Raw genomic sequence first — 16,962 nt, forward strand, 5'->3', positions numbered from 1 at the left:
TCAACCGGATGCTAGGGGCGGCGCGCGGGCGCATCGGCCAGCAGGCCGTGCTCACGCAGCAGCGCGGCTGCGCCGGCCAGTTCGCCGAATGGCAACCCCGACCGTTCCGCCATCGCAAGCAGGGAGTGGTCTCCGTCCGCCAGGTTGAGCACCCACAGCATGGCCATGGTGCTGGAGGCGGTGGACCTGTTGCCGCCCCGGGCCGAATAGAGCCCGCGCCGTCCGAGCTGCGGCTCGCCCTTGGGACAGAGATTGATTGGCGTCCAATCGCCCTCGATGATCTCAATGGCTTCCATGATCATGCGGTAGGAGGCCGCGAGGTGCTCTGGCCTGATGAAGCTCAGGTCGTCGGCCGAGCTGTGGTATTCCGGAAAGGTGGCGAAGGCGCTGCGCTGGAACAGGCCGACGGGAAGGTTGAAGCCCGGCGAGCAGAACTGCCGTTCGTCGTAGCCATAGGGTGAGAAGTCGAGCAGCTTCGCCCCATCGCCACGGCGACCGACCACCAGCGCCATGGCGCGGTCGATGAAGGCATCGCCCCGGCGGCTGCGCTTGTAGGTCGGGCCGCCGCCATCGCCCACGCAGGAAAGGGCGAGCCCGTGGTCGATCTGCCCCAGCCGCTGTTCGTTCCGGGCCAGCCAGGCAAGCGCTCCGATGGTTCCAGGGGCAAAAAGGAACCGGTAGCTGTAGCGCCTCGGCCGTTTCTTGAGACCGGCCGCCAGAAAGGCCAGCATGGCCAGGCCGGAGCAATTGTCGTTGGCCATCGATGGGTGGCAGATGTGCGCTGACAGAAGGACTTCCCGATCCGTCTCGCCGGGCAGAAGGCACTCGCCGTAAGTCAGGCTGCCTTGCTTGAGCTCTGAATCTATCTCCACCGAATACTCGGCATCCGGCATCTCCTCCAGCCGTTCATGGGCCATGCAGAAGCCCCAGTCTTCCGCGTAGTAGGACGTGCGATAGGGGATCGCCTGCGGTTGTTCCGGGAGCGTGTGAATGTGCTTCCTGAGTTCGCTGAGGGGCAGAACGCCCTTGAACGGAACGCTGTAGTTCAGGACGTGGAGGTTTGAATCTGCGAAGTCGACAATTGTGCGCCCTTGCATGTCCCTTATGCTGGCAGCCCGAATGTTCCATTCCCTGGGCACCGTCCAGTCGAACACCTGCGCCCCGGATGGCACCTCATGGCGTTCAAGCTCGATATGCTCCGCCAGTATGTCCAGCGTCTTGCGCACGCCGTCGCCGGTGATGCTGCGGCTGATCGGAAAGATCTTCTCCGCCAGGGCGTAGATGTCGCGGCCGATATCGTCGCCGGCCGCAGGCTGCGCCGGATATGGACCGGGACTTGCCTGTTCCATCCGCCTATCCTGCCAGCGGTGCCAGCGCGGCCGGCTCCCGGGCCCGCAAGGAGCGATCGATGATGCCGTCGGACATCAGTCGCCTGATTTGGGCGATGCGCTGGAAGTGTGGGCCTTCGAATTCCTCGAGCGTCAGGTTGGAGGCCATGTAGGCAGCGTGGAGCTCCTCCGCGCCCGCGCGCGCGTCCCATTCTGCCCGGAAAGCCGGCAGGACCCTGGCGATCTTTTCGAAACTGACCCGGTAGGAACGCTTGTCCGGCCCGGCGTCGGCGGCGAACTGCAAGCGGCAGCCGGGCACGACCTCGGCCACGATCCTGGCGATGTCGCGAATCCTGTAATTGTGCTCGGTCCGGCCGACGTTGAACGCTTCGTTGTGGACTTTTTCGCGCGGCGCCTCCAGGCCTGCGATGAAGGCGCGCGATATGTCCTCTATGTGAACGATCGGCCGCCATGGGCTGCCGTCGGACTTGAGCAGGATGACGCCCTCGGTGATGGCCCAGGCAACCAGATTGTTCAGGACGATGTCGCACCGTAGCCGAGGCGACAGGCCGTAGGCGGTCGCCGGACGAAAGTAGGTCGGCGAAAAGTCGCCGTCGGCCAACCTGGAGATGTCGCGTTCGGCCAGCACCTTCGACCATCCATAGGGCGTCACCGGGCTCAGCTCAGCCGTTTCATCGACCAGGCTGTCGCCGGCCGCTCCGTAGTTGCTGCACGACGATGCATAGAGGAACCGGCTGACGCCGGCGTCCCTTGCCGCCTGTGCGAACCGCACGCTTGCCTTGTGGTTTATCTCGTAAGTCAATTCAGGATCGAGGTTTGAGAGCGGATCGTTGGAGAGCGCTGCCAGATGGATCACCGCGTCGAAGCCGCGAAGGTCTTGCGGGGTCACGTCGCGAATGTCCTTGCGGATAGCGGGAACCGCGACCAAGCTGCCGCCTGCTTCGAAGGTGCAGCGCTGATAAAGGTCGCTGTCGTAGCCGACCACAGCGTGGCCTGCCTTCAAGAGCATGCGCACCATAATTGAGCCGATGTAGCCGAGATGGCCTGTCACCAGAACTTTCATTGATTGCCTCTTCTGCGTGAGAGCGAAATCCCGGCTCAAGGCCGAGCTCCCCGCGACGCTAGCCCGCAGTGAACGCGGCAGGCGAGAACGACGAATGGCGGTAGGAACGCTCCGTTTTCGATACGCCGTTGGAGCGCGGCACGCCCAAAGGGGGGCGCAGGTTCGACAGTCTAATCCATAGGAGGTAGGCGGCCCGGGTACCGCATTCACAGGTCGGCAAGACTTGCCTGGCCCGCGCTAGATGCGCAACGGCAGCAGCAAGGAGGGCGGCGCCTGCCGCCAGTGCTCGGCGGCGTCCCTGGTGCGGCGCGCCTGAACCCTGGCTGCCGCGACCACTGCAAATGCCACGAAGAAGCCTATGCCCGGGTCGGCGCTGCCGCTGGCCAGCGAGCCGGCCACCAGCCCCGCCAAGGCGCTGTTTCTTGCGCTTGCCACCACGGCATCGGTTTCGGGGGGCACCCACTTGCCGAGCCTTCCAAGCCCGCGTGCAGTGGCCGCCACCAGCGCTGCCATCAGAACGCTGCCCACCAGACCCAACTGCGAAAGCACGGCGATCAGCCAGCTCGAGGCCCGGGAACTGCCCATGCCGACGCCCAGCCCGCTGGTGTCGCCGAAAGATTGCAGGCTCTGCAAATTCCAATAGGCGCGCTCCTGCCCGGAGGAGGAGCTCGCCTTGTTGATCAAGGTCTTGTCGATAAGGTCGAGGAACGGGGCCAGAGTTCCCGGCCGGTAGAGGAACACGGCCAGAATTGCCAAGAAGGCCAAGACCAGCAGGGCGATGATCTGCAGCTCGGCGGCCTCGACGCGGTCGGCCAGCATGGAGCGCATGATGTGGAAAGCCACAACCAGGCCGAGCAGCATCAAGCCGACATAGGCCGTCGAAGAGGTGGAAAGCACCAGGAGCAGAAGCAGCAGCAGGGAAAGCCACTTCGCGAAGCGGTCCTTGGTGCGGCGCCAGTAGGTGTAGCAGAATGCAAGGCAGGCAAGCGACACCGCGCCGAAAGCCGATGCTTCCGAATAGGCGCCCGCAATACGCGAGAATCCGGCTTCGCTGGTCTCCGTGAGCATCGCGTAGCTGGCGGTGCGGATCGGCTTCAGCAGGTCTCCGGCCCCCGCGAGCTTGCCCAGAAGGTCGATCAGCCCCATTGCCGCGTGCAGCGTGGACCAGACGAAGAAGCCGCGGCGCACCTGGGCTATCCTGTCGCCTTTCACCAGCAGCACGCAAAGGGCTATGGCGGTGAAACCGCCAAGGACGAAATAGCCCGTCTGCGAGATATTGGCGGAGACGGGGGCGAGCGAGGCCTCCACCACGCCGCTCCGCGTCTTCGACTGCACGAAAACGATGGTTTGGCCGGCAAAGAAGCGCGGAAGAAGCCAGGCACCGACCACGGCATAGAGCATCAGGGCGGCCAGCACCCAGATTGGGCCGACGCTGCCGAGCACCCCGCCCAGATCGCGCCAGATATGCCGTCTCATGGCAACCGCTGCCACCAGAAGGGCTGCAAACATCGTGTAGATCAGTGGGGAGGAGTTGCCCAGCGAGGTGAGCGTCATCATGGCCGTGGAGCCGAAAGCCGGCGAGGCCAGGAGCCCGACGATAAGGAAGCCGCGGCTGAAGTAAGCAAGAACGAGCACCCCAGCGCATACGAGCAGTCCGGCCGGCGAGGGCTCCATTCGGGGTCAGTCTCCGGCTTCGCGCCAGGGCGAAATGATCGCGATCTGTTTTGCAGCTTCTCTCATGCAGGCCGCCGAAGGTCCCTGGAGTTCGGTAGCCACCATTTGGGAAGCGGGCATGCGGCACAAGCAGGCCAATAGGCGTAGCTTATCCCCTCGGGGGAACGGCCTGTTGGCCAAATTGGCGGGAACGCCAGTCCGGGCCGCCTCATAGCAAGGAGGCAAATACCTCCCTTGGCTCGTTGACGGTCGGACGGCAGAGCGTCGAACATGGCATGGCTCGCGTGTATCCACCCACTCCACGCGGCCTGTCCGCCGATGTGCGACAGGTTGGGGAGCCGCCTCCACCCCCGCCCCAACCAGGGCGGCTCCCCGCATCCTGTTCGTGGCCCGCGCGCCTGCAGACCGGGCCGAGGCTCGACAGGTCAGACAGAAAGCCCCACAGTCCAACTCGCGTTTTCAATACTGGCTTCGAGTATCGCCCATGAAGTTTGGCACAAGCGGTTTGAGAGGTCTTGCGCAGGATCTGAAGGGGCCCGCAGCCCGGCGCTATGCAGCGGCCTTTGCCCGACACCTGCTGCAGAGCGGCATGGCTTCGACGGGAGATGTCATCCTGCTGGGTCGGGATCTGCGCGCCTCCAGCCCGGAAATCGCCGGCAACTGCGCCGACGCACTTGCGCGGATCGGGTTTGCGGTCGCCGATTGCGGAGCAGTGCCAACACCCGCGCTAGCCCTCCAAGGCCTGAGCAGGAATGCCGCGTCGCTGATGGTGACCGGCTCGCACATCCCGGCAGACCGCAACGGCATCAAGTTCTATCGGCCGGACGGCGAGATCGACAAGGCCGACGAAAGCGCGATCGGCGCGCTTGCGGAAGCCATGCGAGTTTCCGGCGAGCTGGAAGGCGGCATGCGGGCCGGGGTGTCTGCGCTGATTGATGAAGCGTCTCAGTGTCGCGCGCCTTTCCTGGAGCGCAACAAGTCGCTTCTGCCGGCGCGAGCGCTGGCGGGGCTGAAGCTCGGGGTCTATCAGCACAGCACCGTCGCGCGTGATCTGCTGGTCGAGGTGCTTGCTCACTACGGCGCCGATGTGCACCCGCTGGGGCGAGTGGATAGCTTCGTGCCTGTCGACACTGAGGCGGTGTCGCCGGAAACGCTCGCCTCGCTGAGGGGGTGGGCGCAGGCCCATGCGCTCGATGCGATCGTGTCGGCCGATGGCGACGGCGACCGGCCGCTCGTAGCCGATGAGACCGGCAGCCCCTTGCGGGGAGACTTGCTGGGGCTGGTGGCGGCGGAATTCCTGAAGGCGGAGACGGTCGTGACGCCGGTGACCTCGAACTCCGGCATCGAAGCGGCGGGCGACTTCGAGGTCGTCCGCACCCGGGTGGGATCGCCATTCGTCATCGCCGGCATGGACGAGGCGGTCGCCGCCGGCAGGTCGCGGGTGATCGGGTTCGAAGCCAATGGCGGCGTGCTGACGGCTACCGATTTCGAGGTCAACGGCCGGACACTTCGTGCTCTCCCGACGCGTGACAGCTTCTTGCCCATACTGGCAGTGCTTTCGCTGGTCGCAAGGCAAAAAAGGCCGCTTTCGCACATAGCCGCCAGCTATCGCCTGCCGGCTGCGGCTGCGGATCGGATCGAGAATTTTGCCGTCGAAATCAGTGCCGCGCTGATGGCGCATCTTCGCGCGTCCGACAGCAATCTATCGGCCTTCCTCGCCCCCATCGGGCAAGTGCGTTCGAGCAGCGATATCGACGGCCTGCGCGTTACGCTGGCAGACGGCCGCATCATCCACCTGCGCCCGTCCGGCAACGCGCCGGAGATGCGGTGCTATGTGGAGGCGGAAACCGACGCGAAGGCCGAAGCCCTGCTGAAAGCGGGGCTGGAGCGAATTCGCGCCTGGGCCGACGGCCGTGGCGCTGCTCCGCCAAGCGGACCGCTGCGCGCCTGATTTCGACGCTGGCCCGGTGTTCCAGTTTCAGGAGCGGCCGTAGCGGTCCTCGAAGCGGACGATGTCGTCTTCGCCGAGATAGGAACCGGACTGAACCTCGATCAGCTCGAGCGGGATCTTGCCCGGGTTTTCCAGCGCGTGGACCTCGCCCAGTGGAATGTAGGTGGACTGGTTCTCGGTCAGGAGCAGCACCTCGTCGCCCTTGTAGACCCTGGCGGTTCCGCGAACCACGATCCAGTGTTCGGCGCGGTGGTGGTGCATCTGCACCGACAGCTTCGCCCCCGGCTTCACGGTGATGCGCTTGACCTGGTCGCGCTCGCCGAAATCGATCGAGTCGTAGTGGCCCCAGGGCCGGTAGACCTCGCGATGGTTCAGGTGCTCGTTCCGGCCGTTCTTCTTGATCAGATCGACGATCGACTTGACGTCCTGGACCTTGTCCTTGCGGGCGATGAGAACGGCGTCCTTGGTTTCGACGACCACCAGGTCCTCGATGCCCACCAGCGCCACGAGCCTTGATTCCGCCCGCACCAGATTGTTGGCGCTGTCGAGCGAGAGCACGTCACCGCCCAATGCATTGCCGCTTTCGTCACGGTCCTGCACTTCCCACAGCGCGGACCACGAGCCGATGTCGCTCCAGCGCGCCTTCAGCGGAACGACGGCGGCATGCGCCGTCTTTTCCATCACGGCATAGTCGACGGATTCCGAAGGGCAGGCCTCGAAGGCGCGTGCATCGACCCGCACGAACTGCATATCCGGCTTCAAGGCCCCGGTCGCCTTCTGGCAGGCGAGAAGGATATCCGGGCGGAATCGCTCGAGCTCTTCCAGGAAGCGGCTGGCCCTGAACAGGAAGATGCCGCTGTTCCAGTAATAGTCGCCCGACGCCAGGTAGCGCGCGGCGGTTTGCGCGTCCGGCTTCTCCGCGAAGCTGTCTACGGCAAAGCCGCCCTGGGCAAGCGCCGCGCCGCGCTTGATATAGCCATAGCCCGTCTCGGGCCGCTCCGGCACGACGCCGAAGGTGACGAGCCTGCCTTCCTGCGCCAGCGGCACGCCAGCGGCAATCGCCTCCTGGAACTGCGCCACGTCGCGTATGAAGTGGTCGGCGGCCAGAACCAGCATAAGAGGGTCGTCGCCCTCGCTCCGGGCATAGAGGGCGGCAAGCGCGATGGCGGGCGCGGTATTGCGGGCGACCGGCTCCAGCAGGATCGTCAGGTCTTCCTGCCCGATCTGGCGCAGCTGCTCGGCCACGAGAAACCTGTGCTCCTCGTTGCAGATCAGCAGCGGGGTCGCCGCCTCCATTCCTTCCAGCCGCATGACCGTTTCCTGAAGCAGGCTGCGTTCGCCGGTCAGCGCGTGGAACTGCTTGGGGTAGTGCTGTCGGGAAAGTGGCCAGAGACGAGTGCCGGAGCCGCCGGCCATGATCACGGGCAGGAACATGAAAACCCCCTCGGGAATATCGAATGTGCGGCGCTAAATGGCTCTGCTCGGACGCGGAGGCAGGCGGGTCGCGCACCGCCTCGGCAGCGTCCTTCCAACATTTACAATACTTATTCAAACTTGGCCGGGATGGCCAATCGAATTTTTTGCGCCGCGGCGCCCTGCTCGTCGAGCCGTGGAAATGCGAGCGGCCCGGCACTCAAAGAAATCGAGCGCCATTTTTCTGTCGCGGCGTTGCGGCGTGCGGAAGATGCCGCCATGCTAAAGATCAGTGCCGCCAATGGAACGAGGATTCCCCACGTGAACGAACAGACCGAAAAACGCCTCAAGGCACTTCGCAAGCGCATGGCCGAGACCGGCACCGGGCTGGTTGCCATCGCGCCAGGCTCGCATATGGACTGGGTGCTGGGCTTCCACCCGCATCCCGACGAGCGGCCCTGCCTGCTGTTGATCGCGCCGGAGAAGGAGGCATTCCTGATGCCGGCGCTGAATGCCGAAGGCACGCGCGAATTCACCGATATCGAATTCTTCAACTGGGCCGACGATGTGGGTCCGGTCGCCGCGCTCGAAGGCGCGCTGGCCGCCATCGGCGCCACAGCCCCCGGACTCGTCGCGCTTGACGAGACGATGCGCGCGGACTTTGCGCTGCTGCTGCTCGACGCGCTGCCCGCCGACACGAGGCGCGATTTCACGCCCAATACGCTCGGCGGCCTGCGCATGCGCAAGGACGGCACCGAATACCAGAAGCTCAAGATGAATGCCGGCATAGCCGACCGCGCCATGCAGACGGCCTTCGGCAGCATCAGGCCCGGCATGACCGAGAAGCAGGTCGCGGCAGAAATTCGCGCGCACTTCTCTTCGGAAGGCGCCGCGCCGCAGTTCTGGATCGTCGGCGCCGGCGGCAACGGCGCGTTCCCGCACCATTCGGCAAGCGAGAAGGTCGTGCAGGAAGGCGACGCGGTGGTCATCGATATTGGCGGGCGCAAGGACGGCTTTCCTTCCGACATCACGCGCATGGCGGTGATCGGCCAGCCGCCGGAAGGCTATGGCGAAATCCATGCGATCGTCGAGAAGGCGGTGCAGGCCGCGCTCAAGGCCGCCCGCCCCGGCGTGCTGGCCAGGGAAGTCGACGCCGCGGCGCGCAAGGTCATCGCGGATGCCGGCTATGGCGAATACTTCGTGCACCGCACCGGCCATGGCATGGGTATCGACGGCCACGAGCCGCCCTACATCACCGCGACCTCGGAAACCGTGCTCGAGGAAGGCATGGTGTTCTCGATCGAGCCGGGCATCTACCTGCCCGGCCGCTTCGGCATCCGCCTCGAAGACATCGTGATCCTGCGCGAGGACGGTCCGGAAATCCTGTCGGAACTTCCGCGCGACGCGCATTACGTTTCCGTCTGATTGAAGCGTGAAGCCCTAAGTGGGGTCATCAAGGGTGGCGGAGAGGACTCCGCTCGCTTTCGCCTGAGGTGACTTCGGCGGCGCGGCTGGTATTGTGGTCTTGAAAGCAGTCCGTTCCGCTTCGGAGGGATCATGCGTATCAAGCTGGGAGAAGTCGTGCTCGCCCTGCTGCTGCTGATCGGCGGCATGTGGCCGGCGCAGGCAAAGTCTGCCGAGAGACCGGCGCAAGCGGCGGGGGCAATTGCGCTTCTTCCGCCCGGACAGACAACGGATCATTCCATCGACATTGGCGGGCGCGCGCTTGAATACCGGGCGAAAGCCGGCACCCTTTCGCTGCTGTCGGGCGAGGGGGAAGTCACCGCCAAGATTTTCTATGTCGACTATTCAGTACTCCCGCAAGGGCGCCGGGCGCCTGATCCCACCCGCCCGATCACGTTCGTGTTCAATGGCGGGCCGGGAGCGGCTTCGGCCTATCTTCATCTCGGGGGGCTTGGCCCGCGCATCGTGACGACTGCCGCCGACGGCAATTTCCTGCCGCCGCCGCAGAGGCTCGAGGACAATCCGAGCACCTGGCTCGACATGACGGACCTGGTCTTCGTCGACCCGGTCGGCACCGGCTACAGCCGCGAGGCGCCGGGCCAGGAGACGCGCAATTTCTGGGGCGTCAAGCAGGACGCCATGTGGATGGGCGCCTTCATCCGCCTCTATCTGGCCCAGGAAGGCCGCACCGCATCGCCGGTGTTCCTTGCCGGCGAAAGCTATGGCGGGTTTCGTGCGGCACTGCTTGCCAAGACGCTGCAGGAAGACGTCGGCTTGAGTCCCAGCGGCGTCGTGCTCATTTCACCGGCACTCGAATTCGCGCTTGTTCGCCCCGACGAATTCCAGCCGCTGCATTGGGCGCTCGAGCTGCCCTCGCTTGCGGCCGTGCGCCTGAACGGCGAGGGCGTCGCCGGTCCCGAACTGCGAGAGCGGCTGGCCGACATAGAGCGCTACGCATTGGGCGACTATCTCGTGGCGCTTGTGAGCGGACTTGAGCAGGGCGGGCGGGCGGCGAGCCGGCGCGTGGCGGAAATCACAGGCCTGCCGCTCGAACTCGTCCAGCGCAATTTCGCGCGCATTCCAACCATGCTCTTCGCCAAGGAGTTTGCGCGCGCCAGGGGCAATGTGCTCAGCTTCTACGACGGTGCGATTGAAACAGGCGACATCGCCCCTGACAGTTTCAGGTTGGGCGGCCCGGACCCGGTGCTCGACCGCAGCGTGCCGGTGCTCACATCGGCCTTCGTCAACTATGTGCGCGACGAGCTGAAATTCCGCACGGATCTGAGCTATCGGATGCTCAATCATGAAGTCAGCGGCAATTGGGACTACGGCACAAGTCCAACCCACCAGGGCTATGTCGGCGTCATGTCCGACCTTCAGCAGGCGCGCTCGCTCAATCCCGAGCTCGACGTGCTTATCGTCAACGGATACACCGATCTGGTGACGCCCTACATGACCTCGGCCTATCTCGTCAGCCAGCTGCCTACCGTGCCCGGCGCAAGGCCCATCCGCGTCGAGGCGCTGGAAGGCGGGCACATGATGTACTTCAGGCCGGAGAGCCGCAGCGCGCTGAAGAAGCTCGTGTCCGAACTGTACGGGGCGGCGCGGTGAGGGGCGATGGAGGTGCATCGTCTCCATAAGCATGCGTAATGCCCGCATCAGTTGAATAAATTTCGGAAATAAATCGCCAGAGCATAACTTGGCTGCACCAACCTACCTGGAGAGGAGCAGCCGACAATGACTGACGACATGTTGCACGTGATGAAATGGCACAACGGCGAGAAAGATTATTCGCCGTTTTCGGATGCCGAGATGACCCGCCGCCAAAACGACGTTCGCGGCTGGATGGCCAAGAACAATGTCGATGCGGCGCTGTTCACCTCTTATCACTGCATCAACTACTATTCCGGCTGGCTGTACTGCTATTTCGGTCGCAAGTACGGCATGGTCATCGACCACAACAACGCCACGACGATTTCGGCCGGCATCGACGGCGGCCAGCCCTGGCGCCGCAGCTTCGGCGACAACATCACCTACACCGACTGGCGCCGCGACAATTTCTACCGCGCAGTGCGCCAGCTGACCACGGGCGCCAAGCGCATCGGCATCGAGTTCGACCAGGTCTCGCTCGACTTCCGCCGCCAGCTCGAGGAAGCCCTGCCGGGCGTCGAGTTCGTCGACATCAGCCAGCCGTCGATGTGGATGCGCACCATCAAGTCGCTCGAAGAGCAGAAGCTGATCCGCGAAGGCGCCCGCGTGTGTGACGTCGGCGGCGCGGCCTGCGCGGCGGCCATCAAGGCCGGCGTGCCCGAGCATGAAGTGGCGATCGCCACCACCAATGCGATGATCCGCGAGATCGCCAACTCGTTCCCCTTCGTGGAGCTGATGGACACCTGGACCTGGTTCCAGTCGGGCATCAACACCGACGGCGCGCACAATCCGGTCACCAACCGCATCGTGCAATCCGGCGACATCCTTTCGCTCAACACCTTCCCGATGATCTTCGGCTACTACACCGCGCTGGAGCGCACGCTGTTCTGCGACCATGTCGATGACGCCAGCCTCGACATCTGGGAGAAGAACGTGGCCGTGCATCGCCGCGGGCTCGAGCTGATCAAGCCGGGCGCGCGCTGCAAGGACATCGCCATCGAGCTCAACGAGATGTACCGCGAGTGGGACCTGCTGAAGTACCGCTCCTTCGGCTATGGCCACTCCTTCGGCGTGCTGTGCCACTACTACGGTCGCGAGGCCGGCGTGGAGCTGCGCGAGGACATCGACACCGAGCTGAAGCCCGGCATGGTGGTCTCCATGGAGCCGATGGTGATGCTGCCGGAGGGCATGCCCGGTGCCGGCGGCTATCGCGAGCACGACATCCTGATCGTCGGGGAGGACGGTGCCGAGAACATCACCGGCTTCCCGTTCGGTCCGGAACACAACATCATCCGCAACTGACGGCATGGCGAGGCTGGCCGTGGCTTTACATGTTCCCCACGACTGGCCGCACTGGTGGATCGACGGAAAGGATCGGTCGATCCGCTATCCAAAGCCGTCCGCGGTGTCCGGCATGGCAGAGCTTGTGCGCCTCGTTGCTCGCATCATTGCCGTGATGCGGAAGCGGGCTCCCCATTGGTCCGCCGCGCCTGCGCCGGAAGGCCAGGAAGCCGAGCGTCGACGCGGGCTTTCACTGCCACTACGCCCCTTTTGACCGGACAAGGAAAAAGCCGCGGTTTCGCACCGCGGCTTTTTTTGTGCGCCGGCGAATTCGCTCAGCGCGGGAATTCGGTCTTCAGCGCGTTGACGATGCCGTTGACGCAGACTTCCAGCAGGATCTCGCCCTTCTCCTCGGAGGCTTCCTTGGGCGAGGAGAGCGTGCCGCTGGCCGGCGTCCATTCGGGCTTGGGCGGATAGACGTCATAAGGCGGGAAGGAAGCGGGCTCGTGGTGGACGGCGCGGTCGAGGCTTACCAGATGCGGATAGAGCGCCAGCATCAGCGAGGTTTCCAGCACGCCGCCATGTTCGAGGTCCCAGCCGGTGAAGCCATTGGGATAAAGGCGCGCGATCGTCTCCTTGTCCACGAAGTCCCAATAGGACAGCACCACGATCTTCATGTTGTCGATGCCGTCCCAGCGCAGCTCGCGCAGCGCCAGGTCGATGCCCTCGATGATGAACCAGGAGTTCTCGAAATGGCCATTGACCAGGCACATGCGCCGCACGCCGTGGCGGGCGAATTCCTTGATCACGTCGCGCAGTGCCGCCACCAGCGTGGCGCCATCCAGGCTGGTGGTGCCGGGCAGGTGGTTGCCGCCGCCGGACTTCTGGTGCGATTTGTAGCCATAGGTGAAGGGCGGCGCGACGAGAGCGCCGACCTCGCCGGCAACACGGCGCGCGAATTCCACCGGCAGCAGGACGTCGACATGCATCGGCATGTGATGGCCGTGCTGCTCCATCGATCCGACCGGCAGCAGGATCGGAACCGAACCGTCCTGGACACGGCTGTGATAGTCCGGCCAGGTCAATTCGGCAGCAAAAACTGTATCGCGCATTTTTTTCATCATCTCCCATTTTGATGTTGGAATGATGATTAGAGGCGGCTTTAATGATATGAGAAATTTATAATTGTCATTCGCTCATGAGGAATTCAAATCCATGCGGAGCGTTGTCAACTACCAGACCGATCTTTTGCGGACCTTCGTTTCGGTGGTCGATCTCGGTGCCTTTACCAAGGCAGGCGACGCTCTGGGGCGCACTCAACCCGCCATTTCGCTCCAGATGAAAAGGCTTGAAGAGCTTGTGGGGGCACCGATCATCAAGCAGGTCGGGCGCTCGCTGCTGCTCACCAGCGAGGGCGAGATGCTGCTCAGCTATGCGCGCGAAATCCTTCGGCTCAACGACGAGGCGGCTTCCTATTTCAACCGGTCGAAGATCGCCGGCGTGCTGCGCGTCGGCCTTCCCAACGACTACGCCGTCGCCTTCCTGCAGGGCGTGATCACCGAGTATACGCGCGAGCATCCCGACATCGCGCTCGAGCTCTATTGCGGCTGGAGTGGGGAGATCCTCGACCGGCTGCGTGCCGACGAGCTCGACCTGGCGGTCGCCATGACCGACCATGAGCGCGCGCAATATCTGTCACGCTCCTGGATAGAGCGGCCGGTTTGGGCCGCCGCGGAAACCGCCGTCTTCGATCCGACCATCAGCGTCCCGCTCGCCGCGCACCCGGAAGGCTGTGCCTATCGCGCGCGCATGATCCAGGCGCTGGACACGGCCCGTATCCGATGGCGGGTTTCCTATACGGGGCCGGGCATTTCGGGCTTGCAGAACGCGGTCATGAACGGCCTCGGCGTCAGCGCGCTGACCCGCTACACCATGCTGCCCGGCATGCGGGTGCTGGATCCGGCGGAAGGTTTTCCCCCTCTGGCCGAGATCCGCGTCGGCCTCTTCTACAAGCATCCCCGCCTTTCCGACGCCGGAATCCGGCTGGTCAACCACATCGTCGCGAGGCTCGACGAGGCAGGCATTTCCAGCGTTCCGGGGCGCGCCAATGTCGAACTGCACAGACAATAAGCGACGCAAATCCGTTTATTATCATAATTAATTTTCCAAATACATAAGTCGCTCCTACCGTCGAGAAAACAACAAGCTAAGGGGAACGAAATGACGCTCGAGAAGACTTTGACGGCGGCGCGGACGCGGCGCGACATCTTGAAGGGTGCAAGCGTTCTGGGGGGCGGCGCACTTGCCATGCCTTTCCTCAGCCGACTTGCCTTCGCAGAACCGGTCGAGTTGACCATGCTCGCCTGGTATGGCCATGCAGAGCCCGACGTTGTGGCTGAGTTTGAGGCCGAGAACAACGTCAAGTTCAAGCCGAAATACTACACTGGCGGCGACAACATGCTGGGTCTCATCTCCCAGTCGCCGGCGGGAACCTTCGACGTCATCCTTTCGGATGCTGAATATGTGCAGCAGCTGAACGCGGCCGGCTATATCGAGAAGCTCGATCCTGCCGACTATGCGTTCGACGAATTCTTTCCCGAGTTCCAGCACTTCCCCGGCCACTGGGAGGGCGACGACCTCTATTCGGTGATCACCCGTTTCGGCTTCCTGGGCGTTGCCTACAACACCGAGGCGATCACCGAGAAGGAGGCTTCGACCTACAATGTTTATTGGGCCGAGAAGCTCAAGGGCAAGGTCGGGCATTTCGACTGGCATCTGCCCAATCTCGGCCAGATCAGCCTGCTGAACGGCAACGCCTCTCCCTATGACATCGACGACGCCGCCTGGGGCAAGCTGCAGGAGAAGATGAAGACGCTGCGCCCGCAGATCGGCGGCTTCTTCGACTATGGCGGCACCTTCTCGTCGCTCCAGAATGGGCAGATGCTGGCCATGGCAGGCATTGGCGACTGGATCACCGGCGCGCTGGAACGCGGTGGCGCCAAGGTGCGCAGCATCATTCCGGAGGAAGGCGGCCTGCAGTTCACCGAGTCCTTCTGCATCGGCAAGGGCTCGAAGAAGGCCGATCTGGCCAAGAAGTGGATCCAGTACATCACCTCGGCAAAGGGCCAGGTGAAGTCGGCCAACATGGCGGCCTATCCGTGCCTCATCCCCAACAAGAAGGGCTGGGAACTGCTGGCCAAGGAAACGCCGGAGGAGGCCAAGCGCCAGGGCATGCTGCTCAACGAGAGCAACGCGATGGACCTGATCCGCAACGGCCGCATCAAGTACCGGCAGCTGCCGGTGCAGCAGAGCCTTGAAGACTGGAACGACTTCTGGTCGGAATACAAGGGATCGTAAGATCTCCGGGGCGGGCGCTTGCCCGCCCCTTTCATCCCGGAAGGCCGCTTGCGACTGCGGCATGTGATGCCCTTTGGGCCTGGGCTGCTGCAAATGCGGAAATCGATTACCCTATATGGACTGACCTTCTCGCTGCCCATGCTGGTGTGGCAGCTTGCTTTCTTCCTCGCGCCGCTGGTCTTCCTGATCGCGCTCAGCTTCTGGACGGTCAAGAACTTCCGGATGATGCCGGATTTCGACACCGTCAACTGGGTGCGGATGCTTGGCCGCGGCGTTTTCTGGGACGCCTATTTCAGGACCCTGCTTCTGGCGCTGTCGGCGTCGGTCATCACCAGCGCGCTGGCATTCCCCTGTGCCTACGGCATCGCCTTCAAGCTGGGGGAGACGGCACGCCGCTGGGCGGTGTTCCTGATGGTCATCCCCTTCTTCACCAGCTATCTGGTGCGCGTCTATTCGTGGCAGGTGTTCCTGTCCGACAACGGCATCATCAACGCGCTGTTTTCCATGGTTGGCCTGGGGCCGTTCGGCATGCTGAACTCGGTGTTTGGCATGATGGTGGGCTATCTCACCCTGAGCTTCCCGCTGGTCGTGTTGTTGCAGCTGTTCAGCCTAATATTCGTCGACCGCACGTTGATCGAGGCGGCGCATAACCTGCGCTGCGGACGCCTGCGCACCGTATTCGAGGTCGTCGTGCCCTCGGCCAGGGTCGGCCTCGTCATCGCAGCGCTGTTCTGCTTCATCCTGACCTTCGGCGATTTCGTGAGCCCGCTCTATCTGGGCGGCGGCGACCCTCCGACCCTGTCGATCCTGATCACCGACACCACCAAGTCGGGCCAGCAATGGCCGCGTGCGGCGGTCATCGCCCTCACCATGGTCGGCACACTGCTCGCAATGGCTTTTGCAGCGGTCAGCTATGCCTATCGGGAGCGCGGACGATGAGCGACTTCAACCGGAACCCCTGGATCGACTGGGCGCTGAAGCTCTACATTCTGCTGGGCTTTGCCTTCATCTTCGCGCCGATCGCCGCCAGCTTCGTCTTTTCCTTCAACGTCGACCGTTTCCCGTCGCTGCCGCTCGGGGGCTTTTCCACCGTCTGGTACGAAGCCGTCAGGGCCGATCCGCTGGTCTGGGAAGGCCTGCGCAACACGCTCATTGCCGGCGTTGTCGTCTCTGTCCTGGCGACGGCACTCGGCTTCGGTGCCGCCTATACCGACTTTCGCTACAAGTTCTTCGGCAAGCAGTTCTATCTTGCACTGGCGCTGCTGCCGCCGACCATTCCGGTGGTCATCCTCGGCCTTGCCATGCTGGCCTTCTTGTCGAATGTCAGCCTTTCGGGCCAGATCCATTCGGTCATCATCGCCCATGTGGTGATGTGCGCGCCCTTCGCCATGGCCATCTGCCGCCTGCGGCTGTCGCAGATGGACCCTTCGCTGGAAGCGGCCGCCTGGAACCTTGGCGCTTCCGAATGGAAGGCGATGCGGTATGTCATCATACCCTTCTGCAAGCCGGCGATCTTTGCCGCGCTGTTCATTACCATGGCGGTGTCATTCGACGAATTCGCGGTGGCTTGGTTCGTGTCCGGCCTGCATGAAACGCTGCCGGTCAAGGTTCTCGGCTTCCTGCAAGGCCAGGTCAGCCCGCGCATCAACGTCATCGGAACCTTCGTCTTCATCGCCTCGATGACACTGGTGGTGCTGGCCCAAATCCTTCTCATGAAACGCAGCGCTGCGCCCAAGGTCGGCGCCAAGGCGCCGGAGTGA

14 protein-coding genes are annotated in these 16,962 nt (G+C 63.6%); 8 read left to right on the forward strand and 6 right to left on the reverse strand.

What is annotated here, in order from left to right:
• Positions 1-11: 11 nt before the first annotated feature.
• The 3 genes from ABLE86_RS18555 to ABLE86_RS18565 form a co-directional block, all read right to left on the reverse strand.
• Positions 12-1,349 (reverse strand): DUF4910 domain-containing protein, encoded by a 1,338-nt coding sequence (locus tag ABLE86_RS18555; protein ID WP_348780465.1) that lies wholly within the window; start codon positions 1,347-1,349, stop codon positions 12-14.
• A 4-nt stretch (positions 1,350-1,353) separates the two neighbouring features.
• Positions 1,354-2,412: an SDR family oxidoreductase gene (locus tag ABLE86_RS18560; protein WP_348780466.1), complete on the reverse strand. Its 1,059-nt coding sequence runs from the start codon at positions 2,410-2,412 to the stop codon at positions 1,354-1,356.
• 237 nt (positions 2,413-2,649) lie between these two features.
• Complete coding sequence (locus ABLE86_RS18565) at positions 2,650-4,086, reverse strand: hypothetical protein (protein WP_348780467.1); 1,437 nt, start codon at positions 4,084-4,086, stop codon at positions 2,650-2,652.
• 484 nt (positions 4,087-4,570) lie between these two features.
• Here ABLE86_RS18565 and ABLE86_RS18570 point away from each other — a divergent pair, with 484 nt between their 5' ends.
• On the forward strand, positions 4,571-6,037 hold the full coding sequence (locus tag ABLE86_RS18570; RefSeq protein WP_348780468.1) for a phosphomannomutase: 1,467 nt from the start codon (positions 4,571-4,573) through the stop codon (positions 6,035-6,037).
• Positions 6,038-6,064: 27 nt separating this feature from the next.
• Here ABLE86_RS18570 and ABLE86_RS18575 read toward each other — a convergent pair whose 3' ends face one another.
• Both ABLE86_RS18575 and ABLE86_RS18580 read right to left on the reverse strand, forming a co-directional pair.
• Entirely contained in the window at positions 6,065-7,471 is a 1,407-nt protein-coding gene (locus ABLE86_RS18575; protein ID WP_348780469.1) for a mannose-1-phosphate guanylyltransferase/mannose-6-phosphate isomerase, read from the reverse strand.
• A gap of 110 nt (positions 7,472-7,581) precedes the next feature.
• Complete coding sequence (locus ABLE86_RS18580; protein ID WP_348780470.1) at positions 7,582-7,752, reverse strand: hypothetical protein; 171 nt, start codon at positions 7,750-7,752, stop codon at positions 7,582-7,584.
• A gap of 19 nt (positions 7,753-7,771) precedes the next feature.
• Here ABLE86_RS18580 and ABLE86_RS18585 point away from each other — a divergent pair, with 19 nt between their 5' ends.
• From ABLE86_RS18585 to ABLE86_RS18595, 3 genes are all read left to right on the forward strand, one after another.
• Positions 7,772-8,875, forward strand: a complete 1,104-nt coding sequence (locus tag ABLE86_RS18585; protein WP_348780471.1) for an aminopeptidase P family protein — start codon at positions 7,772-7,774, stop codon at positions 8,873-8,875.
• Positions 8,876-9,007: 132 nt separating this feature from the next.
• Complete coding sequence (locus ABLE86_RS18590; protein WP_348780472.1) at positions 9,008-10,525, forward strand: peptidase S10; 1,518 nt, start codon at positions 9,008-9,010, stop codon at positions 10,523-10,525.
• 126 nt (positions 10,526-10,651) lie between these two features.
• Entirely contained in the window at positions 10,652-11,866 is a 1,215-nt protein-coding gene (locus ABLE86_RS18595) for a M24 family metallopeptidase (RefSeq protein ID WP_348780473.1), read from the forward strand.
• Between the two features lie 314 nt (positions 11,867-12,180).
• On the opposite strand, the gene ABLE86_RS18600 is transcribed toward ABLE86_RS18595, so the two are convergent.
• Positions 12,181-12,957 (reverse strand): creatininase, encoded by a 777-nt coding sequence (locus ABLE86_RS18600; RefSeq protein WP_348780474.1) that lies wholly within the window; start codon positions 12,955-12,957, stop codon positions 12,181-12,183.
• Between the two features lie 103 nt (positions 12,958-13,060).
• Here ABLE86_RS18600 and ABLE86_RS18605 point away from each other — a divergent pair, with 103 nt between their 5' ends.
• The 4 genes from ABLE86_RS18605 to ABLE86_RS18620 all read left to right on the forward strand — a co-directional run bounded on the left by ABLE86_RS18605 (position 13,061) and on the right by ABLE86_RS18620 (position 16,962).
• Entirely contained in the window at positions 13,061-13,975 is a 915-nt protein-coding gene (locus tag ABLE86_RS18605) for a LysR substrate-binding domain-containing protein (RefSeq protein WP_348780475.1), read from the forward strand.
• A gap of 90 nt (positions 13,976-14,065) precedes the next feature.
• Entirely contained in the window at positions 14,066-15,202 is a 1,137-nt protein-coding gene (locus tag ABLE86_RS18610) for a spermidine/putrescine ABC transporter substrate-binding protein (protein ID WP_348780476.1), read from the forward strand.
• A 93-nt stretch (positions 15,203-15,295) separates the two neighbouring features.
• Positions 15,296-16,141, forward strand: a complete 846-nt coding sequence (locus ABLE86_RS18615) for an ABC transporter permease (protein WP_348780477.1) — start codon at positions 15,296-15,298, stop codon at positions 16,139-16,141.
• Entirely contained in the window at positions 16,138-16,962 is an 825-nt protein-coding gene (locus ABLE86_RS18620; protein WP_348780478.1) for an ABC transporter permease, read from the forward strand. Before ABLE86_RS18615 ends, ABLE86_RS18620 begins: the two co-directional genes overlap by 4 nt.

The sequence above is a fragment of the Mesorhizobium sp. KR2-14 genome (genome assembly GCF_040049255.1).
Lineage (GTDB): Bacteria > Pseudomonadota > Alphaproteobacteria > Rhizobiales > Rhizobiaceae > Pseudaminobacter.

Bases quoted from the DNA above. Each gene is read 5' to 3' on its own strand.
- ABLE86_RS18555 (WP_348780465.1), bottom strand. From the start codon at position 1,349: ATGGAACAGGCAAGTCCCGGTCCATATCCGGCGCAGCCTGCGGCCGGC.
- ABLE86_RS18560 (WP_348780466.1), bottom strand. From the start codon at position 2,412: ATGAAAGTTCTGGTGACAGGCCATCTCGGCTACATCGGCTCAATTATG.
- ABLE86_RS18565 (WP_348780467.1), bottom strand. From the start codon at position 4,086: ATGGAGCCCTCGCCGGCCGGACTGCTCGTATGCGCTGGGGTGCTCGTT.
- ABLE86_RS18570 (WP_348780468.1), top strand. From the start codon at position 4,571: ATGAAGTTTGGCACAAGCGGTTTGAGAGGTCTTGCGCAGGATCTGAAG.
- ABLE86_RS18575 (WP_348780469.1), bottom strand. From the start codon at position 7,471: ATGTTCCTGCCCGTGATCATGGCCGGCGGCTCCGGCACTCGTCTCTGG.
- ABLE86_RS18590 (WP_348780472.1), top strand. From the start codon at position 9,008: ATGCGTATCAAGCTGGGAGAAGTCGTGCTCGCCCTGCTGCTGCTGATC.
- ABLE86_RS18595 (WP_348780473.1), top strand. From the start codon at position 10,652: ATGACTGACGACATGTTGCACGTGATGAAATGGCACAACGGCGAGAAA.
- ABLE86_RS18600 (WP_348780474.1), bottom strand. From the start codon at position 12,957: ATGCGCGATACAGTTTTTGCTGCCGAATTGACCTGGCCGGACTATCAC.
- ABLE86_RS18605 (WP_348780475.1), top strand. From the start codon at position 13,061: ATGCGGAGCGTTGTCAACTACCAGACCGATCTTTTGCGGACCTTCGTT.
- ABLE86_RS18610 (WP_348780476.1), top strand. From the start codon at position 14,066: ATGACGCTCGAGAAGACTTTGACGGCGGCGCGGACGCGGCGCGACATC.
- ABLE86_RS18615 (WP_348780477.1), top strand. From the start codon at position 15,296: ATGCGGAAATCGATTACCCTATATGGACTGACCTTCTCGCTGCCCATG.
- ABLE86_RS18620 (WP_348780478.1), top strand. From the start codon at position 16,138: ATGAGCGACTTCAACCGGAACCCCTGGATCGACTGGGCGCTGAAGCTC.